The sequence below is a fragment of the Pseudomonas sp. PDM26 genome, assembly GCF_019219185.1.
In the GTDB taxonomy this organism is placed as follows: domain Bacteria; phylum Pseudomonadota; class Gammaproteobacteria; order Pseudomonadales; family Pseudomonadaceae; genus Aquipseudomonas.
The window spans coordinates 152,918-174,432 of record NZ_JAHUWC010000007.1 but is presented as its reverse complement, the minus strand read 5'-3'; the positions used below and the strand labels follow the sequence as shown (position 1 = coordinate 174,432).

Sequence of the window (21,515 nt, the reverse complement as noted above, 5' to 3'; positions counted from 1 at the left end):
TCGGCGGCGCCCATAGCCGAATTATCAGGACTGCACACATGATTCATAACGACGTACTGCGTAGCGTGCGCTACATGCTCGACATCAGCGACAAGAAAGTCATCGAGATCATCAAGCTCGGCGGCCTGAACGTGCCCCTGGCAGACCTGGTGACGTATATCGACAAGAAAGAGGAAGACGAGGAAGGTTTCGTACGCTGCCCGGACGAAGTCATGGCGCACTTCCTCGACGGCCTGGTGATCTTCAAGCGCGGCAAGGACGAAAGCCGTCCGCCGCAGCCGATCGAAGTGCCGGTGACCAACAACATCATCCTGAAAAAGCTGCGGGTCGCGTTCGAGCTGAAAGAAGACGACATGCACGCGATCCTCAAGGCCGCCGAGTTCCCGGTGTCCAAGCCTGAGCTGAGCGCACTGTTTCGCAAGTTCGGCCACACCAACTATCGCCCGTGCGGCGACCAGCTGCTGCGCAATTTCCTCAAGGGCCTGACCCTGCGTGTTCGCCCGCAGTAATCCCCGAGGCTGATTGCTACCCCTGTAGGAGCGAGCTTGCTCCGGGCGGCGTTCCGACGATGGACTCAAGAGCGCCGCGTTTAGCCAGTAAATACGCGTTATCGTTAACGACCATCGCGAGCAAGCTCGCTCCTACAGGGCCGAATGGCTTCCGATTCCACGCAAAATAGTGGCTCCGCTTCTGGCGGCTGACGACCAGGGTGTAAAGACCTCAGCTCTCAGGGTTCGCCATGCATCCCTATTTTTCCCTGCAAGGCCGCACTGCCCTGATGACCGGCGGCACCCGTGGCACCGGTAAAATGATCGCCAAGGCCAATGTCGAGGCGGGCGAGTACCGCCGGGGTCTACATGACCGGGAATATCATTCCCCTGAATGGCGGGTTCAGCCTTTAAAAGATCGCAGCCTGCGGCAGCTCCTACGCCGAACGAATTCCTCTGTAGGAGCTGCCGCAGGCTGCGATCTTTTGATCTTTGCGGCATCATGCCCTACCTGAATCCACCTCGACCCCAAACCATGACCTACAGCGTTTCCCCCATCGGCTTCGTGCGCTCCTGCTTCAAGGAGAAGTTCGCCATTCCGCGCCAGCCGCAACTGGCCCCGGCCGCCCGTGGCGTGCTGGAGCTGGTGGCACCGTTCGATCAAGGGGACGCCGTACAGGGCCTGGAGCAGGTCAGCCATGTATGGCTGTTGTTCCTGTTCCACCAGGCCCTGGAAGAAAAGCCTCGCCTGAAGGTCCGCCCTCCTCGCCTCGGCGGCAACAAATCCATGGGCGTGTTCGCCACCCGCGCCACCCACCGCCCCAATGGCATCGGGCAGTCTGTGGTGAAACTGGACAAGGTCGAAGCCGACCGCTTGTGGATCTCGGGCATCGATCTGCTGGATGGCACACCGATTCTCGATATCAAACCCTACGTGCCCTACGCCGACATCATCGACACAGCCTCCAACAGCATCGCCAGCGCCGCGCCGCAGCTGATCCCCGTGCAGTGGACGGATACAGCGCTGCAACAGGCTCACGGGCATGCCCAGCGCCTGGAAGAGCCTTTGATTGAGCTGATCGAGCAATGCCTGGCGCAGGATCCGCGCCCGGCCTATCAAACGCCTGCACCGGAGCGGGAATACGGCGCGCAGTTCTGGGATCTGGATGTGCGTTGGCATTACCCGACACCGGAGCTGATCCGCGTCCTGGAAGTCATTCCCGCAAAGGGCTGAACGCCGGAAACGAATAAGCCCGCATGACCTTCCCAAGTCATGCGGGCTTTTCAGATGCGCTGCAAATCTACTGTAGGAGCGAGCCTGCTCGCGAAAAACCTGAGGACGCCGCTGGGTATCAAGCTTCCCGCGTTATCGTTGACCTCCATCGCGAGCAGGCTCGCTCCTACAAGTGACCTGCGGTCACTTCTCGACGAACGCACGCTCGATCAGGTAATCACCCGGCTCGCGCATCCGCGGCGAAACCTTCAGGCCGAAGCTGTTCAGCACTTCGCTGGTCTCGTCGAGCATGCTCGGGCTGCCGCACAGCATGGCGCGGTCGTCCTGCGGGTTGATCGGTGGCAGGCCGATGTCGCTGAACAGCTTGCCGCTGCGCATCAGGTCGGTCAGGCGACCTTCGTTCTCGAACGGCTCGCGGGTCACGGTCGGGTAGTAGATCAACTTGTCACGCAACGCTTCGCCAAAGAATTCGTTCTGCGGCAGGTGCTCGGTGATGAACTCGCGGTAAGCGACTTCGTTGACGTAACGCACGCCGTGGCACAGGATCACTTTTTCGAAACGCTCGTAGGTTTCCGGGTCCTGGATGACGCTCATGAACGGCGCCAGACCGGTACCGGTGCTGAGCAGGTACAAATGTTTGCCAGGCTTCAAGTCATCCAGTACCAGCGTGCCGGTAGGCTTCTTGCTGATGATGATCTCGTCGCCTTCCTTCAGATGCTGCAACTGCGAAGTCAGCGGACCATCAGGCACCTTGATGCTGAAGAACTCGAGATGCTCTTCCCAGTTCGGGCTGGCAATCGAGTAAGCGCGCATAAGCGGGCGGCCGTTGGGCTGTTGCAGGCCGATCATCACGAACTGACCGTTCTCGAAGCGCAGGCCCGGATCACGGGTGCACTTGAAGCTGAACAGAGTGTCGTTCCAGTGGTGAACACTGAGGACACGCTCGTGGTTCATGTTGCTCATGTACGTGGGACTCCTGGAGATTTATCTGCGCGTGCTCGGTGTGCTCTGCAAAGAAAGCCAACTCTGCGCAATTGCATCGCATTCTAAAGGCAGCGACAATATCTGTTAAATGGATTATTAAGATAAGGGTTATCGGTTATATCGATATGCGATTTACTCTCCGTCAACTTCAAGTATTCGTCGCCGTCGCCCAGCAGGAAAGCGTATCCCGTGCTGCGGGTCTGCTCAACCTCTCGCAGTCGGCGGCGAGCACCTCGATCACCGAGCTGGAGCGCCAGTGCAGCTGCCAGTTGTTCGACCGCGCCGGCAAACGGTTGAGCCTTAACGCGCTCGGCAAACAGCTGCTGCCCCAGGCTGTGGCCTTGCTGGACCAGGCCAAGGAAATCGAAGACCTGCTCAATGGCAAGTCCGGCTTCGGCTCACTGGCCGTGGGCGCGACCCTGACCATCGGCAATTACCTGGCCACCCTGCTGATCGGCAGCTTCATGCAACGCCATCCGGAAAGCCAGGTGAAGCTGCACGTGCAGAACACTGCCAATATCGTGCAGCAAGTGGCCCACTATGAAATTGATCTGGGTCTGATCGAAGGCGACTGCAGTCACCCAGACATCGAAGTGCAAAGCTGGGTCGAAGACGAACTGGTGGTGTTTTGCGCCCCTCAGCATCCATTGGCCAAACGTGGCACGGCGACCATGGAGGAGTTGAGTCACGAAGCCTGGATCTTGCGCGAACAAGGCTCAGGCACGCGGTTGACCTTCGATCAAGCCATGCGCCATCACCGAACTTCGTTAAACATTCGCCTGGAGCTTGAGCACACCGAAGCGATCAAGCGCGCGGTGGAGTCAGGTTTGGGGATTGGCTGCATTTCCAGGCTGGCTTTGCGCGACGCATTCCGCCGCGGCAGCCTGGTGCCTGTCGAGACGCCGGATCTGGATCTGGCGCGACAGTTTTATTTCATCTGGCATAAACAGAAGTATCAGACCTCAGCGATGCGCGAGTTCCTCGATCTGTGCCGCGCCTTCACCGCCGGGGTCCGGCGCAGCGACGAGATCGTGCTGCCGACGATCGCCTAGAGCAGAATTACCGCCCACACCAGGGCAATCATGCTCAATGCCACGAACTGGGCGGCACTGCCCATGTCCTTGGCATTCTTGGACAGCGGGTGCCGCTCAAGGGAAATGCGGTCGATGGCCGCTTCCACTGCCGAGTTGAGCAACTCGACGATCAACGCCAACAGGCATACCGCGATCAACAACGCCCGTTCGACCCGGCTGACATTCAGGAAGAACGACAGGGGAATCAGGATGACGTTGAGCAATACCAATTGCCGAAAGGCGGCTTCACCGGTGAAGGCTGCGCGCAGGCCGTCCAGCGAATAACCAGAGGCATTGAGTATGCGTTTCAGGCCGGTCTGGCCTTTGAAAGGTGACATAGAATGGGCAACTGACAAAAAAGAAGTGGGAAAGCTAGATCAACCAAAGTCAAAAAAGCGTGAAGTCGCCAGCCTTTAATGGCTGGAAATTGACTCAAGTTGTTGCAAGAGCAGCGCGGCCTGGGTCCGGGTCCGCACATTCAGTTTACGGAAAATCGCGGTCACGTGCGCCTTGATCGTCGCCTCGGAAACACTCAGCTCGTAGGCGATCTGCTTGTTCAGCAAGCCCTCGCAGACCATGGTCAGCACCCGGAATTGCTGCGGCGTCAGGCTGGCAAGACCTTCGCTGGCCGCCTTGGCCTCTTCCGAGACGCTGACCGCTTCGAACGCCTGCGGCGGCCAGAACACATCACCATCGAGGACCGCACGCACGGCTTTCTGGATCACACTCAAGTCACTGGATTTGGGAATGAAGCCACTGGCACCGAATTCACGAGACTTGACCATGATGGTCGGCTCTTCCTGGGCCGAAACCATGACCACCGGAATCTGCGGATACTGACCGCGCAGCAGGACCAGTCCGGAAAAACCGTAGGCTCCCGGCATGTTCAGGTCCAGCAGCACCAGATCCCAATCGGATTTTTCCGTCAGGCGCACTTCCAGTTCGGCGATGCTCGCCACTTCCACCAGACGGACATCCGGGCCAAGGCCCAGGGTCAGCGCCTGGTGCAAGGCACTACGAAAAAGTGGGTGATCATCGGCAATCAGGATTTCGTATGTGGCCATTTTTCAAATGATCCTGTTTTTTTCATGGGACGCCCGATGCATTCGGACCTCGCCAAAGCACCTCAAGGCACAGCCACGGAGCTGCACCGACAAGGCACGTTCAACGCAAAAAAACGCGTTGCAAATTCAGGCCGCACCCTAATCGGCGCCAAGCATGCCCAGCGAAGCCGGGGTGGTCAAGCAGCATGGCCAGTACAGGTTATTGCAGTATGCGCAACAATCAGCCCATCAACGGAGTGACCGGCTGAACATAGGGCATCAACTCGGCGTGCGCCGGGGTCGAAACGTTCATGTCCAACTGATGTTTGGCGTCGAGGTAATGCTGGCTGAACACATCGAAGTAGGCATCCAGCGCCGAGGCTGCGGCTACATCGCCTGCAAGGTCGAGGCACAGCGCCGCCACTTCCGCCGTGCACAGATGCTCGCTGCGAGTCGAGCGGCGCAACCGGTAGCGGGAGAGTTTCTCTGGCAGCAGGCTGAGGATCGGCAATCGATCGAAATAGGGGCTCTTGCGAAAGATCTTCCGTGCTTCGGTCCAGGTGGCATCCAACAGAATGAACAGCGGGCGCTTCGTGCCATCGACATCCACAGTGTTTGTCACGCGTTCAGGTTCGACGTACTCCCCCGGAAACACCAGGTAAGGCTGCCATTTCGGGTCGGACAACAGCGCCAGCAACTTCGGATCGACCTCGGTACGGGACCAGATGAAGGCATGGTTGTCAGGTACCACGTCGGCGATCAGCCAACCGGTGTTGCTCGGTTTGAACACTTCCTTGTTGGTCATGATCAGGCACACGCCGGAGCGGGTAGCGACCTGCGGACGCCATGCGCACAGGCAGTGGCTCTCGATCACCCGACAGTCACGGCAACGCGGCGCACGCCAGCCGCGGGCCTGAATCGGCTTGATGCCCTCCTCCTCACGCTGATCGCGCAAGCGGGCTACGGCATTCAAGGCAAATCGCGCGGGGGTATGGCTCATAGCGGGCAACGCCCACGGAGAAGGGAAATCGACACGAAAAACACTCGACAGGGTAAAAAGTGCCAGCAGTTTACCAGACCGCCCGGCGCAAGCCTGTACCGTCCAGCCCGCCTCCCCTATAATTCGCCGCCACTGAACGCACAGTCACGTGACGGGTCAAAGCCCCATCACTGAACCAGGAGAGTTTCATGCTGCGCCTTATCGTTCCTACCGCGGCCATTTTGCTGGCGTCGTCCTTCAACGCTCAGGCTGCGTCCTTGAAAGACACGGAACTGAACAAAATGCTGCAAAACGTCGCCACCCAGAGCAGCGTCGGCACTCCACGAGCGATCAACGAAGACATACTCGATCAAGGCTACACCGTTGAAGGCAAGCAGTTGATCAACCATCTGAGCGTGCAGAGCAGCCATGCCGACAAGATGCGTGCAGACCCGAAAGCGGTGTACTTCCAGTTGGGAGCTTCTGTCTGCAGAAACGAAGGGTTTCGCAAGCTGATGGCCAAGGGCGCGATCATGCGTTACGACTTCACCGAGGTGAAGACCAACCGTCCGGTCGGCTCCGCAAGTTTCCAGGAATCGGATTGCCTGCAATCGGCCAGGAAGAAAAAGTAATCACCGGGAATTGGCGCGCCGCTGTTCATCTTCGGCGCGCAGTTCTGCCAGCAGCGCCTGCAAGTAATGTGAACGGCGTTCGCCACCGCGCAAACGTCGGCAGCACTCCTCTTCGAGACTCAAATGATGGGTCTCGGCTGATGACTTCAGCAATCGATACAGCTGCGTATCGATCTCCAGAACGACTCTGGTCATGGTTACCGCCTCCCTGCACCTCACTCATGATTGAGCGACAAATCCTTAAACCGCTTGCACCGTGCGCCCTGCCGTTGACGCAAAGCTGTCGTGTGACGCTTGTAACTTAGTAAATCAGAGCGCCGCACATGCGACGCACGTTCAGACGAGCGGTGAATACACCTTGCAAATCGTCAATAAGCGGTTGCCAGGAAAAACTTTGTGGCGCAATGATCAAGGCAGCGCAAATCACTGTGAAGGTCTAGATTTCAGGGTACCCACGTTTACTTTTTTAAGGGCTCGAAAGGGGCTGGCCGTCGCTTGTCGTGTTGTGCGAACGTTTCTTTCATCCAAGGGAAAAACAGAACCTGTTTGGATGATCCGATGCTTTCGGATCAAGTAGATCGCCCAGGCATGGGCCAGGGCAGACAGCGACACATGGAGTGTCGTGGCACCGACGTACGTTCTCGGGCCGAGGGTTCTGTGCAGAAGGAGAAGTTGAATGCCTTACCAACCGAATGACCTCCTGAGCCGTCATTTTGAAGAAAGCGGCCACGACCTCATCAGCAAGGTCGAAGAACAACTCAAGCTGATTTCACCCAACAGTCCGAACACCCCGATCTACCGCGACATGATCCTGACCGTGCTGCGCATGGCCCAGGAAGACCACAATCGCTGGAACGCCAAAATCACCCTGCAAGCCCTTCGCGAACTGGAACAGGCATTCCGCGTGCTTGAACAGTTCAAGGGGCGACGCAAAGTCACTGTTTTCGGCTCGGCCCGTACTCCCATGGAACATCCGCTCTACAGCATGGCCCGGGAGCTCGGCGCTGCGCTGGCGCGCTCGGACATGATGGTCATTACCGGCGCAGGTGGCGGCATCATGGCCGCCGCCCATGATGGCGCCGGCCTGACACACAGCCTGGGGTTCAACATCACGCTGCCCTTCGAGCAACATGCCAACCCCACTGTCGACGGCACGACCAACCTGCTGCCCTTCCACTTCTTCTTCACTCGCAAGCTGTTCTTCGTCAAGGAAGCCGATGCCCTGGTGCTGTGCCCGGGCGGCTTCGGTACGCTGGATGAAGCGCTGGAAGTGCTGACGCTGATCCAGACCGGCAAGAGCCCATTGGTGCCAGTGGTGCTACTGGACACGCCGGGCGGCAAATTCTGGCAAGGCGCACTGGACTTCATTCACCAGCAACTGGAGGAAAACCACTACATCCTGTCCACTGACATGAAGCTGGTGAAACTGGTCTACAACGTCGAAGAAGCGGTAGAGCACATCAACCAGTTCTACAGCAACTTCCACTCCAGTCGCTGGCTCAAGCATCAGTTCCTGATTCGCATGAATCACGCACTCAGCGACCACGCACTCGAACACATACAGGAGGCTTTCGCCGACCTGTGTCTGAGCGATCATTTCCATCAGCAAACTTACAGCGGCGAAGAACACGACGAAGCCGCATTCAGCCATCTGGCGCGGCTGGTCTTCAACTTCAACGCCCGCAATCATGGCCGCCTGCGCGAGCTTGTGGACTACATCAACCTGCCGGAAAACTGGGCACAATCAAAACCCCAAGTGCAGCAACGCACGCGGGAGCCCTCAAAGGTTACGTGAGGCATAAAAAAACGGCCCGCTATCGAAATAGCGGGCCGTTTCAGTTCAATCGTCCATTCCTCGACCGCTGAACAGGCGGTTGATCATTTCCATGGAGTATCCCCGATACGCCAGGAACCGGCCTTGTTTGGCTCGCTCCCGGGCGTCTGCCGGCAATTGCCCGGAGAATTTGCGCCGCCAGGTATCGGCCAGTTGCTCCTGCCAGTCGATACCGCTCTCACGCAGGGCGAGTTCAATATCGGTGCGCTGCAGGCCGCGCTGGCTCAACTCCTCACGGATGCGCAAAGGGCCATAACCGGAGCGGGCGCGGTAGGAAACGAAACTTTCGAGGTAGCGGGCTTCGGACAACAACCCCTCTTCCGTCAATCGGTCGAGTGCTGTTTCGATCATTTCAGGGAGGGCGCCGCGCTGACGCAGTTTACGCGTCAGCTCGACACGACCGTGCTCGCGTCGTGCGAGCAGGTCCATTGCGGTTCGTCGCACCGCGACGAGTGTATCGAGTACGGCGGTCATCGCTTCGATCAGATATCAGCGTCAGCCAGGTCGTCTTCGGTCTCTTTGACCGCAGAAGCTTTGGCGTCTGCTACCGACGAAGGGGACAGCAGCTTGTCACGCAGTTGCTTCTCCAGCTTTGCCGCGATTTCCGGGTTGTCTGCCAGGAACTTGGCCGAGTTGGCCTTGCCCTGACCGATCTTGGTGCCTTCGTAGGCATACCAGGCGCCGGACTTCTCAACGAAACCGTGCAAAACCCCCAGGTCGATCATCTCGCCGTTGAGGTAGATGCCCTTGCCGTAAAGAATCTGGAACTCGGCCTGACGGAACGGCGAAGCCACCTTGTTCTTCACAACCTTGACGCGGGTTTCGCTACCGACGACTTCATCACCTTCTTTCACCGCGCCGGTACGACGGATGTCCAGACGAACCGATGCGTAGAACTTCAGTGCGTTACCACCGGTGGTGGTTTCCGGGCTACCGAACATCACGCCGATTTTCATACGGATCTGGTTGATGAAGATCACCAGGCAGTTGGCGTTTTTGATGTTACCGGTGATTTTACGCAGCGCTTGGGACATCAGACGGGCTTGCAGGCCCACGTGCATGTCGCCCATTTCGCCTTCGATTTCAGCCTTTGGCACCAGGGCGGCCACGGAATCGACGATGATCACGTCAACCGCGTTGGAGCGCACCAGCATGTCGGTGATTTCCAGGGCCTGCTCGCCGGTGTCCGGCTGGGAAACCAGCAGGTCGTCGACGTTGACGCCCAGCTTGCCGGCGTACTCAGGGTCGAGGGCGTGTTCGGCGTCGACGAATGCGCAGGTCGCGCCGGCTTTTTGAGCCTGGGCGATCACGGACAACGTCAGTGTGGTTTTACCGGAAGATTCAGGACCGTAGATTTCAACAATACGGCCTTTTGGCAGACCGCCGATGCCAAGAGCGATGTCCAGACCCAGAGAGCCAGTGGAGATGGCCGGGATCGCCTGACGGTCCTGATCGCCCATACGCATTACGGCACCCTTGCCGAATTGACGTTCGATCTGACCCAGGGCCGCAGCCAAGGCTTTCTTCTTGTTGTCGTCCATTAAAGTCCTCACGTAATCAATAAGGCCTGACGGCCAACACCTGTATAAGTAGCCAGTATTATTCCACAGCGATTCCGGATCGCCTACCCCTGATTTGAGATTTCTGCCGCGGCATACCGCAGCAGCCCCTCTAGCGCGGCCTTCACCGTTTGTCGGCGGACGTCGTCGCGATTACCCGGGAAGTGCTTCCGCTCGCAGAACACCTGATCTCCGACACCCCAAGCCAGCCAAACCGTGCCAACCGGCTTGCTCGCCGTTCCACCATCCGGCCCGGCGATGCCACTGACCGCCACGGAGAAATACGCGCTGTTTTTCTTCTGTGCCCCTCGGACCATGGCCTCGACCACCTCGCGGCTGACCGCGCCCACGGTGGTGAACAACTCCACCGGGACATCCAGTTGCAGGGTTTTCTGCCGGTTGGAGTAGGTGACATAACCGGCCTCGAACCAGGCCGAACTCCCGGGGATACGGGTAATAGCCTCGGCGATGCCACCGCCGGTGCAGGACTCCGCCGTGGTGACGTGGGCATTGAGAACCTGCAGGCGTCTGCCAAGTTCAGCGGCGAGCTGGGTGATTTCGTTCACGGTCATCTCCTGATCGGGCGGGATGAGGTTAACCGTACACGAGCAGACCGCACTTGCAAGCGACAGGACCGATCAAAATGTGAGGAATCAGAGGCTCTGGAAAGGGACTGTCGGAGAATCAATCTTCCACGTCACCGGGCGGAACATGTCCGATCCCCATACGCTTGGCCGCCCAACGCTCATACAACCCTAGAACCACGTCTGTCCCGGCCATCGCCGCCAGGCACCCACCCGCACAAGCGGCCCAAATGGAAACATTGGCGGCGTGCAGCAGCATGATGACCGAGGCGCCACAGATCATGCTGGAGCCAGACCGCAGGCTCAGGCGCCGGACAAGGAGCCAGCCACGAACGCCCTCTTTATCGGCACGCCACATTTCACCGGTAACGCCACCGAGTATTGGCAGACTGATGACCAGCCACAGAGGCATGTCCAGCAACGCATATTGCTCAGCGGTCATTTCATGCCTCCTTGAGTGAACGGTCACACCGCGTTCTTGAATAGATAGGCAGCAAGACTATGCATTGATGCATAATCAGTCAATGCACAAACGCATACAAAAAGACAATTCAATGCTTTCAGCACACGAAAAAGCCCGCTCGGGAAGCGGGTTCTATCTGAACGCGAGGAGTGTTAGCGGGCGTACATACCCCACCAGAAGACATGACCGAGGATGACAATCGGCTCCTCCTGGATTTCCTGAAAGGTGTAATCTTCATCCGGATGCTCGTCACGGTTGAAGCTGCGCAGGCGAATCCCGGTCGGCAGGCGATACAGTTGCTTCACCCGCAATTGGCCGTTGTGGTTGATTGCATAAAGGTCGCCATCAACGATATCGCCGATACCGCACTTGCCGGCATTGACCCCGACCGTGGCGCCGTCGCGCAGTACCGGCAACATGCTGTTGCCCCGCACTGTCACGCATTTGGCCTGGTCGAACTGCACGCCGTTATGGCGCAGGCTACGCTTTCCAAAGCGCAAGCTAGAGCGCTCGCTTTCTTCGATGACGAATCTTCCTGATCCTGCAGCCAATTCAACCTCGCGAAGAAAGGGAACCGACACCTCGTCGTCATCGACGGGGGTATCGTCGTCCCACAGACTTATATCCCTGAGTTCCGAATGCACAGGAGCGCGCCCGGCATTAGCGGCAGGCGCGACGTCCGCGCGGCCACGCAACTGGTCGGTGCTCACGGAAAAATAGTCGGCAATTTTCGAAATGTGCCTATCCGAAGGATCGACGATTTTCCCGCTGAGAATGCGCGAGAGCGTGGATTGAGGCACGCCGGTTCGACGGTGAAGCTCCGTGGGGGAGATCCCGTGCTGATCGAGCAATGCTCTTAATACGGTAGATACGTTGCGTTTTTGCATAACGCGCATAGTGCTTGCTCTACTCAAAGAAGACAATGCCGATTTGCATAAGTCATGCATATCCAGATTTCAAATGGCAAAGGAGTCCCGGCCGTGATGCCTGCGTCGGGTAGACCGCCCATGGTAACCTTGCGCCCATCGCGGAAAAGCCTGGCCGTTGCCCCGCTTTTGCCCCACCTCTTTCAACGAGCTTCCTGACAATCCGATGAATAAAGCCGTCTCCGACCTGTCCTCCCACACCCCGATGATGCAACAGTACTGGCGCCTGAAAAACCAGCACCCGGACCAGCTGATGTTCTACCGCATGGGCGACTTCTACGAGATCTTCTATGAAGACGCGAAGAAGGCCGCCAAGTTGCTGGACATCACCCTGACGGCCCGTGGACAGTCGGCCGGGCAGGCGATTCCGATGTGCGGGATTCCTTACCACGCCGCCGAGGGCTACCTGGCAAAACTGGTGAAGCTTGGCGAATCGGTGGTGATCTGCGAGCAGGTCGGCGACCCGGCCACCAGCAAAGGGCCGGTGGAGCGGCAGGTGGTGCGCATCATCACGCCGGGGACGGTGAGTGACGAAGCGCTGCTCGACGAGCGCCGCGACAACCTGATCGCCGCCGTCCTGGGTGATGAGCGCCTGTTCGGCCTGGCGGTGCTGGACATCACCAGTGGCAATTTCAGCGTGCTGGAAATCAAGGGCTGGGAAAATCTGCTGGCGGAGCTGGAGCGAGTCAACCCGGTAGAGCTGCTGATCCCGGATGACTGGCCCAAGGATTTGCCGGCGGAAAAACGTCGCGGTGTGCGTCGCCGCGCACCATGGGATTTCGAGCGCGATTCGGCGCTCAAAAGCCTGTGCCAGCAATTCTCGACCCAGGATCTCAAGGGCTTTGGCTGCGAGAACCTGACCCTGGCGATCGGCGCTGCCGGTTGCCTGCTGGCCTACGCCAAGGAAACCCAGCGTACCGCATTGCCCCATTTGCGCAGTCTGCGACATGAACGCCTGGACGATACCGTGGTGCTCGATGGCGCCAGCCGTCGTAACCTGGAGCTCGACACCAACCTGGCCGGGGGGCGCGACAACACCCTGCAATCGGTGGTGGACCGTTGCCAGACCGCCATGGGCAGCCGCCAGCTGACCCGTTGGCTGAATCGCCCGCTACGCGATTTGACGGTGCTGTTGGCGCGTCAGTCCTCGATCACTTGCCTGCTCGACGGCTATCGCTTCGAAAGGCTGCAACCGCAGCTCAAGGAGATCGGCGACATCGAGCGGATTCTTGCGCGAATCGGTCTGCGCAATGCCCGCCCGCGCGACCTCGCCCGCTTGCGTGACGCCCTCGGCGCACTGCCGGAACTGCAAGTGGCGATGACGGAGCTCGAAGCCCCGCATCTCCAGCAACTCGCCACCATCACCAGCACCTACCCGGAACTGGCGGCACTCCTGGAAAAAGCCATCATCGACAACCCGCCCGCGGTCATTCGTGACGGCGGCGTACTGAAAACCGGCTACGACAGCGAACTCGACGAACTGCAGTCGCTCAGCGAAAATGCCGGACAGTTCCTGATCGACCTCGAGGCGCGGGAAAAGGCTCGCACCGGCCTGTCGCACCTGAAGGTTGGTTACAACCGCATCCACGGCTACTTCATCGAACTGCCAAGCAAGCAGGCGGAATCGGCACCGGCCGACTATATTCGCCGCCAGACGCTCAAAGGTGCCGAGCGCTTCATTACACCGGAACTCAAAGCGTTCGAAGACAAGGCATTGTCGGCCAAGAGCCGTGCCCTGGCCCGCGAGAAGATGCTTTACGAAGCGCTGCTCGAAGATCTGATCGCCCAGCTGCCACCCTTGCAGGACACCGCCGGCGCCTTGGCCGAGCTGGACGTCTTGAGCAACCTGGCCGAGCGTGCGCTGAACCTTGACCTGAACTGCCCGCGCTTCGTCAGCGAACCGTGCATGCGCATCAGCCAGGGTCGTCACCCCGTGGTCGAACAAGTGCTGACCACGCCGTTCGTGGCCAACGACCTGAGCCTGGACGACAACACCCGCATGCTGGTGATCACCGGTCCGAACATGGGCGGTAAATCCACCTACATGCGTCAGACCGCATTGATTGTGCTGCTGGCGCACATCGGCAGCTTCGTGCCAGCGGCCAGTTGCGAATTGTCGCTGGTCGACCGCATCTTCACTCGGATCGGCTCCAGTGATGACCTGGCCGGCGGGCGTTCCACCTTTATGGTGGAAATGAGTGAAACCGCGAACATTCTGCACAACGCCACCGAGCGCAGCCTGGTACTGATGGACGAAGTCGGACGCGGCACCAGCACGTTCGACGGTCTGTCCCTGGCATGGGCGGCGGCCGAGCGCCTGGCGCATTTGCGTGCCTACACGCTGTTCGCCACCCACTATTTTGAACTGACCGTCCTGCCGGAAGCCCAGCCGCTGGTGGCCAACGTGCACCTCAATGCCACCGAGCACAATGAGCGCATCGTGTTCCTGCACCACGTGCTGCCCGGGCCGGCCAGCCAGAGTTATGGCCTTGCCGTTGCGCAACTGGCGGGCGTACCGAGTGAAGTCATCACCCGTGCTCGTGAGCATTTGAGCCGTCTGGAAGACACCGCCCTGCCCCACGAAACACCGGCACCGACCAAAGGCAAACCGGCTGCACCGCTGCAAAGCGATCTGTTTGCCAGCTTGCCGCACCCGGTACTGGATGACCTGGCCAAGCTCGACCTGGACGACATGACGCCACGTCGTGCTCTCGAAATGCTCTATACACTAAAGACACGGATCTAACGCTGCGGCTTGCAAGCTGTTAGAATCTCGCGCGGTTTGGGATGCTGCTGGCTAATAGCCTGGCCAGCAGACTATCGCTCCCGAACCTGGCGACCCCTACGAGAAGGGGCGCAGCAAGCCGCGCCTGAGGAGAAAATTAGAAATGACCTTCGTCGTCACCGACAACTGCATCAAGTGCAAGTACACCGACTGCGTAGAAGTCTGTCCGGTGGACTGCTTTTACGAAGGCCCGAATTTCCTGGTGATCCACCCGGATGAGTGCATCGATTGCGCGCTGTGCGAACCTGAATGCCCTGCCGTGGCTATCTTCTCCGAAGATGAAGTTCCAGCCGGCATGGAAAACTTTATTCAGCTGAACGCTGAGTTGGCCGATATCTGGCCTAACATCACCGAGAAGAAAGAATCGTTGCCAGATGCAGAAGAGTTTGATCGCGTCATCAACAAATCTGTAGGCAGCAAGCTCAAAGACCTCGAACGCTGATTACCCCCGCGTTCCTGTAAAAGGCCCCAAAAGGGCCTTTTTGCTTTTCTGCAGGCAAAAAAAGGGGCGGTTTGACCCGCCCACATTTTTTCCCTATTCCCTGTGTTCCTTTTCATCGTCCTGATGAATCGCGTCCTGCGATGTCCATTTCCTTCATCCATGAAGGACGTGTCTATCCGTCGACACAACCTGAATATTAGAGTTTTCCCCTCGAAGATCAACCGTCCCCTTGGCGCGAACTCCAGCTGTCACAATTCATCAACAATAAAAAATAGCCATATAAATCATAAAGATATAGGAAAATAGAGTTCGGTATGGACGATTGCCCGGGTGTAAAAATAACGAACACTTACGCAAGTGTAAGCCTGGACTTACAGCACGAAACCAAAATCCCGAGTGGACTCGTTCTTCTGCTCAGACAATAAAAAACCCCGATCCGGTCGGGGTTTTTTATGCCATCGCAGTGAGCGCATTATTGGAACAGCGACTCGCTCGACAGACCATTTTTTTCCAGGATCTCGCGCAGCCGCTTCAAGCCTTCGACCTGAATCTGTCTGACCCGCTCACGGGTCAGGCCGATTTCCAGGCCTACGTCTTCAAGGGTGCTGCTTTCATGACCGCGCAGGCCGAAGCGGCGTACTACCACTTCGCGTTGCTTGTCGGTCAGCTCCGAGAGCCATTGATCGATGCTCTGGGACAGGTCGTCGTCCTGCAACAGTTCGCATGGATCGGTTGGACGGTCGTCAGTCAGGGTATCAAGCAGGGTTTTATCCGAGTCCGGCCCCAGCGAGACGTCGACCGAAGAAACCCGTTCGTTCAGGCCGAGCATACGCTTGACCTCTCCCACCGGCTTTTCCAGCAGGTTGGCGATTTCTTCGGGTGAGGGTTCATGGTCGAGTTTTTGCGTCAGTTCCCGCGCAGCCCGCAGGTACACATTCAGCTCTTTGACCACATGGATCGGCAACCGGATGGTCCGGGTCTGATTCATGATTGCGCGTTCGATGGTCTGGCGAATCCACCAGGTCGCGTAGGTCGAGAAGCGGAAACCGCGTTCCGGATCGAACTTCTCCACCGCCCGGATCAAGCCGAGGTTGCCCTCTTCGATCAGGTCCAGCAGCGACAACCCACGATTGACGTAGCGTCGGGCGATTTTCACCACCAGCCGCAGGTTACTTTCAATCATGCGTTTGCGCCCGGCCGGATCGCCACTTTGCGACAGGCGCGCAAAATGAACTTCTTCTTCGGGTGACAGCAGGGGAGAGAAACCAATTTCATTGAGATACAGCTGCGTGGCATCAAGTGCCCGCGTGTAGTCAATGTACTTGTGTTGTTTCAACGATGCGGAGTGTTTGGATTTGGCACGAACGGAAGGTGGAGCCGCCCCTTCATCATTCGACATCGAATCCATATCGATGCTGCTCTCCATCAGGAGAACCTCATCGTCGATGTCAAACTCCGGCACTTCTTTACTGAGAGCCATTGTTATAGTCCTTTGGTGAGTTCGACCTCAAGCTCAAGCGGCGCCTTTCTCCCTGGCAACGCTGGAGCCTGTTCCCCTCTACGCGACGGAACAGGCTGGTAAGCGATCAACGACGTGGCAGGAATTGCAGCGGATCTACAGGTTTACCCTGGCGGCGAATCTCAAAATGCAGTTTCACCCGGTCTGTACCCGTTGACCCCATTTCGGCAATTGTCTGTCCGACCTTGACCTGCTGCCCCTCCCGAACCAAAAGCCTGCGGTTATGTCCGTAGGCACTGACGTAGGTTTCACTGTGTTTGATGATCACTAATTCGCCGTAGCCCCTTAAGCCACTCCCGGCATACACCACCGTCCCATCAGACGCAGCTAAAACAGGCTGTCCCAAATCTCCGGCGATATCAATTCCTTTATTCAAACTACCGTTTGAAGAGAATTTCCCGATAAGAATGCCATTAGATGGCCATCCCCAGCCGGTCGGGGCTGGCCCGGGAGGGGGCAATGGAGCCGGTGCAGGCTTGTTCGCGACGGACGGTACAATCGTTGTCGTGCTGGTGGTCGCACCGTTTACCGGACGACGGATGACCGTTGTTTTACTCGACGACGAAGGTGTTGAACTGGACGAACTGACCACCGTCGTCGACGTTGAATCGGTGCGACCATCAAAGCGAATCGTCTGACCCGGACGAATGGTGTAAGGCGCAGGAATGTTATTGCGTGCCGCCAGGGCCTTGTAGTCCCAGCCGTAACGAAAGGCGATGGAGAACAGGGTGTCCTTGGGCCGAACGACGTATTGTCCCGTGGTCACGACCGGGCGCTGAGGCGCGGCATTGTTGCGGTCCACGACACGAACATCGCTGGATTTGTTGCTGGAACAACCGACCAGCAAGGTGCTCAAGACAAGGCCAGTCACCAGGCGCTGAAAACTCGTTTTACTCATTCGCTGCGCAATGACTGTGAGACTCACCCGCCGCTCCCTCTGTGGTGGCTGAAAATGTGAAATGCCGGAGTCCGGCAATGAACTGTCGCAAGTATAACGGGCCGTGCACGCTGTACCTTTAATGTAGCGAATCGGTGTCGCGCACACGTTTGCTGCCTGACGATGAATCCGTTTAACCGCACGATGCCGCTGTAAGACAAAGGCAATCGCAGAGAATTCAGCGTGCCGAAACAAATGCTCAGGCCAGTGGCCCATTGAGCAATGGCACGAAGCGTACGGCCCCCAGAACATGCCTGGAAAAACCCTGTTCCTCGCGAATGATCAGCATCAATTGCTGGACTTCTCCGGACCCGACAGGGATCACCATTCGGCCTCCCGGTGCCAACTGGTCAAGCAATGCCTGGGGCACATCGGTCGCCACTGCAGTGACGATAATCCCGTTGTACGGCGCCAGTGCCGGCCAGCCCTCCCAGCCATCGCCCCAGCGGAACACCACGTTGCGCAGGTTCAGTTCGACCAGACGTTCCTTCGCACGATCCTGCAAAACCTTGATGCGCTCGACCGAGAAGACACGCTCGACGAGTTGCGACAGCACCGCCGTCTGATAACCCGAGCCGGTGCCGATCTCCAGCACCTTGTCGAGGGGACCGGCCTCCAGCAGCAGCTCGCTCATGCGCGCCACCATATACGGCTGGGAGATAGTCTGGTTATTGCCGATCGGCAGCGCTGTGTCTTCATAAGCACGATGCGCCAGCGCTTCGTCGACGAACAGGTGGCGCGGGGTCCGGCGAATGACCTCCAGCACCCTGGCGTTGGAGATACCTTCTTCGTACAGGCGCTGGATGAGCCGCTCCCGGGTTCGCTGGGAGGTCATGCCAATGCCGCGACGCAGCATATCGTCTTGTTCGCGACCCATCAGCGCAGACCCTCCAGCCAGCCGTCCAGACTTCTGAAGGCATCATTGAAGGTGCGATCCAGTTGCAACGGCGTGATCGAAACATAACCCTGCATCACTGCATGGAAATCGGTACCCGGGCCACCGTCTTCGGCATCCCCGGCCGCCGCGATCCAGTAACCGGACTTGCCCCGCGGATCCACCACTTTCATCGGTGCCGCGGCTCGGGCGCGATGACCCAGGCGGGTCAGCTGGATACCGCGGATATGGTCCAGCGGCAAATTGGGAATGTTCACGTTCAGTACCGTTCGCGGTGGCAGATCCAGGTCAGCATGGGCTTCGACCAGTTTGCGCGCGAAATAGGCAGCTGTGGGAAGGTTCTCTACCTGACGTGAGACCAGCGAAAAGGCAAACGAAGGGTGTTTCAGGAAACGCCCCTCAAGGGCCGCCGCCACCGTACCGGAATACAGGACATCGTCCCCCAGGTTCGCGCCCAGGTTGATACCGGAAACCACCATGTCCGCTTCGCGCTCCAGCAGGCCGTTGAGGCCCAGGTGCACGCAATCGGTGGGGGTGCCGTTGAGGCTGATAAAGCCGTTGGCCAGGGTTTGCGGGTGCAACGGACGGTCGAGCGTCAGCGAACTGCTGGCGCCGCTTTTGTCCTGGTCCGGGGCGATAACCACGCATTCGGTGTAATCCGCCAGCGCAGCATAAAGCGCGGCGAGACCGGGTGCGGTTACCCCATCGTCGTTAGAAATCAGAATACGCATGGGCTGTCCGTCTGCCCCACCGGCACCAGATCAACAAGCTCACGCACCAATACGGTGGCGAAGCATCCGGCCGGCAGGATGAATTCCAGTTGCAGAATGTCAGGCTCGGGATAATGCCACGTCAGCCCGCCAATGGGCAGCCGCAGGATGCGACGTTCGTGGCTCATACCGGCGTTGATCAACCAGTCACGCAAATCCGCTTCGCGTGCGGCGATGGCCTGCTCCAGTTCATGGACAACGCCCGTGGCCGGCGAGTCACCTTCGCCCCACTGCGGACCGGTCGGGTGCAGATCGAGAATCGCCAGGCGCGGGTCGCTGCACTCGGCTTTGCCTGCCGGGAAAAAGCTGCGACTGTCGGTGAACGCCAGCAGATCGCCCACCAAGGCACGCTGCCAGGTGCCATCGGCGACACGCGCGGCCAGCACCTGATTGAACAAAAAACTGCGCGCCGTGGAAAGCAGACGCGAGCGCACATTGCGCTGCTCCGGCAAGGCCTTGCGCGCGGCCCAGGCGCGTGCGTCGACGACGTTGCCGCCGTCATGACCGAAACGCTGGGCGCCGAAATAATTGGGGATACCTTGTTTGGCAATCAGTTGCAGACGCTCTTCAAGCGCAGGCTTGTCACCGGCGAATTGAGTCAGGCGCAACGTAAAACCGTTGGCCGAGTGCGCACCGCGTTGCAACTTGCGCTTGTGGCGGGCGGTCTTGAGGATCTTCAGCGTATCGTTTTGCGCGGCCGACAGATCAGGGTCGGCCTTGCCCGGCAGTTGCACGCTGAACCACTGGCGAGTCAACGCCTGACGATCCTTGAGCCCGGCATAGCTGACGGTGCGCAATGGCACACCTGCTGCCTTGGCAATCCGCCGTGCCGCTTCTTCTGTGTTCAGACCGCGTTTTTCCACCCAGATCCACAAGTGTTCGCCTTCGCCACTCAGGGGGATGTCGAGGACTTCGTCGACCTGGAAATCTTCCGCGATGGCTTTCAGTACCGCGGTGCCGAGGGGCTCACCATAGGCCCGCGGGCCGAGCAGTTGCGCCTCGTTCATGCGCGCAGCAACAAGGCAACGGAGTGCACGGCAATGCCTTCTTCGCGACCGACAAAGCCGAGCTTTTCGGTGGTGGTAGCTTTCACGTTCACTTGATCCAACTCTACTTGAAGATCCGCGGCAATCAGCGCGCGCATCGATTCGATATGCGGGGCCATTTTCGGCGCCTGGGCGACAATGGTGTTATCGACGTTGCCGACTTTCCAGCCCTTGGCATGGACCAGCGCGACGACGTGACGCAACAGCGCACGGCTGTCGGCGCCCTTGAATTGCGAGTCGGTATCCGGGAAATGCTTGCCGATGTCTCCCAGCGCCGCGGCGCCGAGCAAGGCATCGCTCAAGGCGTGCAAGAGGACGTCACCGTCAGAGTGAGCGAGCAGCCCGAAGCTGTGTGCAATGCGCACGCCACCCAGAGTGATGAAATCGCCTTCAGTGAAACGGTGCACATCATAGCCGTGGCCAATACGCATAAAAAAACGCCCCGATTTTTGTCAGGGCGTGATTCTACCTGCATTAGGCACCTAGAGCATGCGCGTGATGCCGCAAGTGGTCGTCAATGAAACTGGTGATGAAGAAATAGCTGTGGTCATAGCCGGGTTGCAGGCGCAACGTCAACGGGTGACCCGCCAGTTTGGCCGCCTGCTGCAAGGCGTCCGGCTTGAGCTGGTTGGCGAGGAAATCATCGCGATCACCTTGGTCGACCAACAGCGACAGCTTTTCATCAGCCTCGGCAATCAACGCGCAGGCATCCCATTCGCGCCATTTCGAACGGTCCTCTCCCAGATAGCGAGAGAAGGCTTTCTGCCCCCACGGGCAATCCATCGGATTGTTAATTGGCGAGAACGCCGACACCGACAGATAGCGCCCCGGATTGCGCAATGCGCAGACCAGCGCACCGTGGCCGCCCATGGAATGACCACTGATACCGCGTTTGTCCGACGCAGGGAAATGGGCTTCGACCAATGTCGGCAATTCCTGCACGACATAGTCATGCATCCGATAGTGGCGCGACCAGGGTTCCTGGGTTGCATTTAGATAAAACCCGGCGCCGAGGCCGAAGTCCCAGGCGCCATCCGGATCGCCCGGCACATCAGGACCGCGAGGGCTGGTGTCCGGTGCGACGATGATCAGCCCCAACTCCGCGGCCATGCGCATGGCGCCGGCCTTTTGCATGAAGTTCTCGTCGGTGCAGGTCAGGCCGGACAACCAGTACAACACCGGCAGCTTGCCACCCTGCTCCGCCTGCGGTGGCAGATAGACGGCGAACACCATGTCGCAGCCGAGCACTTCCGAGCGATGGCGATAGCGCTTGTGCCAGCCGCCGAAGCTTTTCTGGCAGGAGATATTTTCCAGGCTCATGA

Annotated in this window: 24 protein-coding genes and 1 pseudogene; 8 read left to right on the top strand and 17 right to left on the bottom strand. The window is 58.7% G+C overall.

Annotated elements, in window-relative coordinates:
* Positions 1–38 precede the first annotated feature (38 nt).
* The 3 genes and pseudogenes from KW849_RS15635 (at position 39) to tsaA (ending at position 1,722) form a co-directional block, all read left to right on the top strand.
* Positions 39–509, top strand: coding sequence for a DUF1456 family protein (locus KW849_RS15635; protein WP_218430251.1), 471 nt, complete (start codon positions 39–41; stop codon positions 507–509).
* Positions 510–739: 230 nt separating this feature from the next.
* A pseudogene (locus tag KW849_RS15630) lies at positions 740–838 on the top strand (3-oxoacyl-ACP reductase); the annotation flags it as partial.
* Between the two features lie 185 nt (positions 839–1,023).
* Positions 1,024–1,722: a tRNA (N6-threonylcarbamoyladenosine(37)-N6)-methyltransferase TrmO gene (gene tsaA, locus KW849_RS15625; RefSeq protein ID WP_218430249.1), complete on the top strand. Its 699-nt coding sequence runs from the start codon at positions 1,024–1,026 to the stop codon at positions 1,720–1,722.
* A gap of 183 nt (positions 1,723–1,905) precedes the next feature.
* On the opposite strand, the gene fpr is transcribed toward tsaA, so the two are convergent.
* On the bottom strand, positions 1,906–2,685 hold the full coding sequence (gene fpr / locus KW849_RS15620; protein WP_003443014.1) for a ferredoxin-NADP reductase: 780 nt from the start codon (positions 2,683–2,685) through the stop codon (positions 1,906–1,908).
* A 146-nt stretch (positions 2,686–2,831) separates the two neighbouring features.
* Between fpr and KW849_RS15615 the strand changes: the two genes are divergently transcribed.
* A complete protein-coding gene (locus KW849_RS15615) occupies positions 2,832–3,758 on the top strand; it encodes a LysR family transcriptional regulator (protein ID WP_218430248.1) in 927 nt (308 codons plus the stop codon).
* Here the strand turns inward: KW849_RS15615 and KW849_RS15610 are convergent.
* From KW849_RS15610 to KW849_RS15600, 3 genes are all read right to left on the bottom strand, one after another.
* Positions 3,755–4,117 carry a diacylglycerol kinase gene (locus KW849_RS15610; RefSeq protein WP_007996906.1) on the bottom strand — a complete coding sequence of 121 codons (363 nt, stop codon included), beginning with the start codon at positions 4,115–4,117 and terminating at the stop codon, positions 3,755–3,757. The genes KW849_RS15615 and KW849_RS15610 overlap by 4 nt on opposite strands.
* A 75-nt stretch (positions 4,118–4,192) precedes the next feature.
* The gene (gene erdR / locus KW849_RS15605) at positions 4,193–4,843 is read right to left on the bottom strand and encodes a response regulator transcription factor ErdR (protein ID WP_108216688.1); all 651 of its coding nucleotides are present in this window, start codon (positions 4,841–4,843) and stop codon (positions 4,193–4,195) included.
* Positions 4,844–5,063: 220 nt separating this feature from the next.
* Complete coding sequence (locus KW849_RS15600; protein WP_218430246.1) at positions 5,064–5,822, bottom strand: tRNA-uridine aminocarboxypropyltransferase; 759 nt, start codon at positions 5,820–5,822, stop codon at positions 5,064–5,066.
* Between the two features lie 188 nt (positions 5,823–6,010).
* On the opposite strand from KW849_RS15600, the gene KW849_RS15595 reads away from it, so the two are divergent.
* On the top strand, positions 6,011–6,433 hold the full coding sequence (locus KW849_RS15595; RefSeq protein ID WP_218430244.1) for a PA3611 family quorum-sensing-regulated virulence factor: 423 nt from the start codon (positions 6,011–6,013) through the stop codon (positions 6,431–6,433).
* On the opposite strand, the gene KW849_RS15590 is transcribed toward KW849_RS15595, so the two are convergent.
* Complete coding sequence (locus tag KW849_RS15590) at positions 6,434–6,628, bottom strand: hypothetical protein (RefSeq protein WP_218430242.1); 195 nt, start codon at positions 6,626–6,628, stop codon at positions 6,434–6,436.
* A 481-nt stretch (positions 6,629–7,109) separates the two neighbouring features.
* On the opposite strand from KW849_RS15590, the gene KW849_RS15585 reads away from it, so the two are divergent.
* Entirely contained in the window at positions 7,110–8,228 is a 1,119-nt protein-coding gene (locus KW849_RS15585; RefSeq protein WP_218430241.1) for a TIGR00730 family Rossman fold protein, read from the top strand.
* 45 nt (positions 8,229–8,273) lie between these two features.
* Here the strand turns inward: KW849_RS15585 and recX are convergent, their stop codons facing one another.
* The 5 genes from recX to KW849_RS15560 all read right to left on the bottom strand — a co-directional run bounded on the left by recX (position 8,274) and on the right by KW849_RS15560 (position 11,760).
* Complete coding sequence (recX, locus tag KW849_RS15580) at positions 8,274–8,741, bottom strand: recombination regulator RecX (protein ID WP_218430240.1); 468 nt, start codon at positions 8,739–8,741, stop codon at positions 8,274–8,276.
* Positions 8,742–8,749: 8 nt separating this feature from the next.
* Positions 8,750–9,808 (bottom strand): recombinase RecA, encoded by a 1,059-nt coding sequence (gene recA, locus KW849_RS15575; RefSeq protein WP_060541059.1) that lies wholly within the window; start codon positions 9,806–9,808, stop codon positions 8,750–8,752.
* An 83-nt stretch (positions 9,809–9,891) separates the two neighbouring features.
* Positions 9,892–10,392: a CinA family protein gene (locus tag KW849_RS15570; protein WP_108216872.1), complete on the bottom strand. Its 501-nt coding sequence runs from the start codon at positions 10,390–10,392 to the stop codon at positions 9,892–9,894.
* 118 nt (positions 10,393–10,510) lie between these two features.
* The gene (locus KW849_RS15565) at positions 10,511–10,852 is read right to left on the bottom strand and encodes a phage holin family protein (RefSeq protein WP_218430239.1); all 342 of its coding nucleotides are present in this window, start codon (positions 10,850–10,852) and stop codon (positions 10,511–10,513) included.
* Between the two features lie 173 nt (positions 10,853–11,025).
* Positions 11,026–11,760, bottom strand: a complete 735-nt coding sequence (locus KW849_RS15560; RefSeq protein WP_218430389.1) for an XRE family transcriptional regulator — start codon at positions 11,758–11,760, stop codon at positions 11,026–11,028.
* Positions 11,761–11,965: 205 nt separating this feature from the next.
* Here KW849_RS15560 and mutS point away from each other — a divergent pair, with 205 nt between their 5' ends.
* Together mutS and fdxA are read left to right on the top strand one after the other, a co-directional pair.
* On the top strand, positions 11,966–14,545 hold the full coding sequence (gene mutS / locus KW849_RS15555) for a DNA mismatch repair protein MutS (protein ID WP_218430237.1): 2,580 nt from the start codon (positions 11,966–11,968) through the stop codon (positions 14,543–14,545).
* A 142-nt stretch (positions 14,546–14,687) separates the two neighbouring features.
* A complete protein-coding gene (fdxA, locus tag KW849_RS15550; RefSeq protein WP_218430236.1) occupies positions 14,688–15,026 on the top strand; it encodes a ferredoxin FdxA in 339 nt (112 codons plus the stop codon).
* Positions 15,027–15,498: 472 nt separating this feature from the next.
* On the opposite strand, the gene rpoS is transcribed toward fdxA, so the two are convergent.
* The 7 genes from rpoS to fghA form a co-directional block, all read right to left on the bottom strand.
* Positions 15,499–16,506, bottom strand: a complete 1,008-nt coding sequence (rpoS, locus tag KW849_RS15545; RefSeq protein WP_108216679.1) for an RNA polymerase sigma factor RpoS — start codon at positions 16,504–16,506, stop codon at positions 15,499–15,501.
* 106 nt (positions 16,507–16,612) lie between these two features.
* Entirely contained in the window at positions 16,613–17,470 is an 858-nt protein-coding gene (locus tag KW849_RS15540) for a peptidoglycan DD-metalloendopeptidase family protein (RefSeq protein ID WP_218430234.1), read from the bottom strand.
* A gap of 211 nt (positions 17,471–17,681) precedes the next feature.
* Positions 17,682–18,317 carry a protein-L-isoaspartate(D-aspartate) O-methyltransferase gene (locus KW849_RS15535; RefSeq protein ID WP_177323574.1) on the bottom strand — a complete coding sequence of 212 codons (636 nt, stop codon included), beginning with the start codon at positions 18,315–18,317 and terminating at the stop codon, positions 17,682–17,684.
* Positions 18,318–18,358: 41 nt separating this feature from the next.
* Positions 18,359–19,108, bottom strand: coding sequence for a 5'/3'-nucleotidase SurE (gene surE / locus KW849_RS15530; protein ID WP_108216677.1), 750 nt, complete (start codon positions 19,106–19,108; stop codon positions 18,359–18,361).
* Complete coding sequence (gene truD, locus KW849_RS15525) at positions 19,096–20,154, bottom strand: tRNA pseudouridine(13) synthase TruD (protein ID WP_218430232.1); 1,059 nt, start codon at positions 20,152–20,154, stop codon at positions 19,096–19,098. The genes surE and truD overlap by 13 nt, the downstream gene beginning before the upstream one ends.
* Positions 20,151–20,624, bottom strand: coding sequence for a 2-C-methyl-D-erythritol 2,4-cyclodiphosphate synthase (gene ispF, locus KW849_RS15520; protein WP_218430230.1), 474 nt, complete (start codon positions 20,622–20,624; stop codon positions 20,151–20,153). The genes truD and ispF overlap by 4 nt, the downstream gene beginning before the upstream one ends.
* Positions 20,625–20,667: 43 nt before the next feature.
* Entirely contained in the window at positions 20,668–21,513 is an 846-nt protein-coding gene (gene fghA / locus KW849_RS15515; protein ID WP_218430228.1) for an S-formylglutathione hydrolase, read from the bottom strand.
* Positions 21,514–21,515: the final 2 nt, after the last annotated feature.

What these genes read in the sequence shown, in the direction of transcription:
- KW849_RS15635 (WP_218430251.1), top strand. Translation starts at nt 39, where the DNA reads ATGATTCATAACGACGTACTGCGTAGCGTGCGCTACATGCTCGACATC.
- tsaA (WP_218430249.1), top strand. Translation starts at nt 1,024, where the DNA reads ATGACCTACAGCGTTTCCCCCATCGGCTTCGTGCGCTCCTGCTTCAAG.
- fpr (WP_003443014.1), bottom strand. Translation starts at nt 2,685, where the DNA reads ATGAGCAACATGAACCACGAGCGTGTCCTCAGTGTTCACCACTGGAAC.
- KW849_RS15615 (WP_218430248.1), top strand. Translation starts at nt 2,832, where the DNA reads ATGCGATTTACTCTCCGTCAACTTCAAGTATTCGTCGCCGTCGCCCAG.
- KW849_RS15610 (WP_007996906.1), bottom strand. Translation starts at nt 4,117, where the DNA reads ATGTCACCTTTCAAAGGCCAGACCGGCCTGAAACGCATACTCAATGCC.
- erdR (WP_108216688.1), bottom strand. Translation starts at nt 4,843, where the DNA reads ATGGCCACATACGAAATCCTGATTGCCGATGATCACCCACTTTTTCGT.
- KW849_RS15600 (WP_218430246.1), bottom strand. Translation starts at nt 5,822, where the DNA reads ATGAGCCATACCCCCGCGCGATTTGCCTTGAATGCCGTAGCCCGCTTG.
- KW849_RS15595 (WP_218430244.1), top strand. Translation starts at nt 6,011, where the DNA reads ATGCTGCGCCTTATCGTTCCTACCGCGGCCATTTTGCTGGCGTCGTCC.
- KW849_RS15590 (WP_218430242.1), bottom strand. Translation starts at nt 6,628, where the DNA reads ATGACCAGAGTCGTTCTGGAGATCGATACGCAGCTGTATCGATTGCTG.
- KW849_RS15585 (WP_218430241.1), top strand. Translation starts at nt 7,110, where the DNA reads ATGCCTTACCAACCGAATGACCTCCTGAGCCGTCATTTTGAAGAAAGC.
- recX (WP_218430240.1), bottom strand. Translation starts at nt 8,741, where the DNA reads ATGACCGCCGTACTCGATACACTCGTCGCGGTGCGACGAACCGCAATG.
- recA (WP_060541059.1), bottom strand. Translation starts at nt 9,808, where the DNA reads ATGGACGACAACAAGAAGAAAGCCTTGGCTGCGGCCCTGGGTCAGATC.
- KW849_RS15565 (WP_218430239.1), bottom strand. Translation starts at nt 10,852, where the DNA reads ATGACCGCTGAGCAATATGCGTTGCTGGACATGCCTCTGTGGCTGGTC.
- KW849_RS15560 (WP_218430389.1), bottom strand. Translation starts at nt 11,760, where the DNA reads ATGCAAAAACGCAACGTATCTACCGTATTAAGAGCATTGCTCGATCAG.
- mutS (WP_218430237.1), top strand. Translation starts at nt 11,966, where the DNA reads ATGAATAAAGCCGTCTCCGACCTGTCCTCCCACACCCCGATGATGCAA.
- fdxA (WP_218430236.1), top strand. Translation starts at nt 14,688, where the DNA reads ATGACCTTCGTCGTCACCGACAACTGCATCAAGTGCAAGTACACCGAC.
- rpoS (WP_108216679.1), bottom strand. Translation starts at nt 16,506, where the DNA reads ATGGCTCTCAGTAAAGAAGTGCCGGAGTTTGACATCGACGATGAGGTT.
- KW849_RS15535 (WP_177323574.1), bottom strand. Translation starts at nt 18,317, where the DNA reads ATGACCTCCCAGCGAACCCGGGAGCGGCTCATCCAGCGCCTGTACGAA.
- surE (WP_108216677.1), bottom strand. Translation starts at nt 19,108, where the DNA reads ATGCGTATTCTGATTTCTAACGACGATGGGGTAACCGCACCCGGTCTC.
- truD (WP_218430232.1), bottom strand. Translation starts at nt 20,154, where the DNA reads ATGAACGAGGCGCAACTGCTCGGCCCGCGGGCCTATGGTGAGCCCCTC.
- ispF (WP_218430230.1), bottom strand. Translation starts at nt 20,624, where the DNA reads ATGCGTATTGGCCACGGCTATGATGTGCACCGTTTCACTGAAGGCGAT.
- fghA (WP_218430228.1), bottom strand. Translation starts at nt 21,513, where the DNA reads ATGAGCCTGGAAAATATCTCCTGCCAGAAAAGCTTCGGCGGCTGGCAC.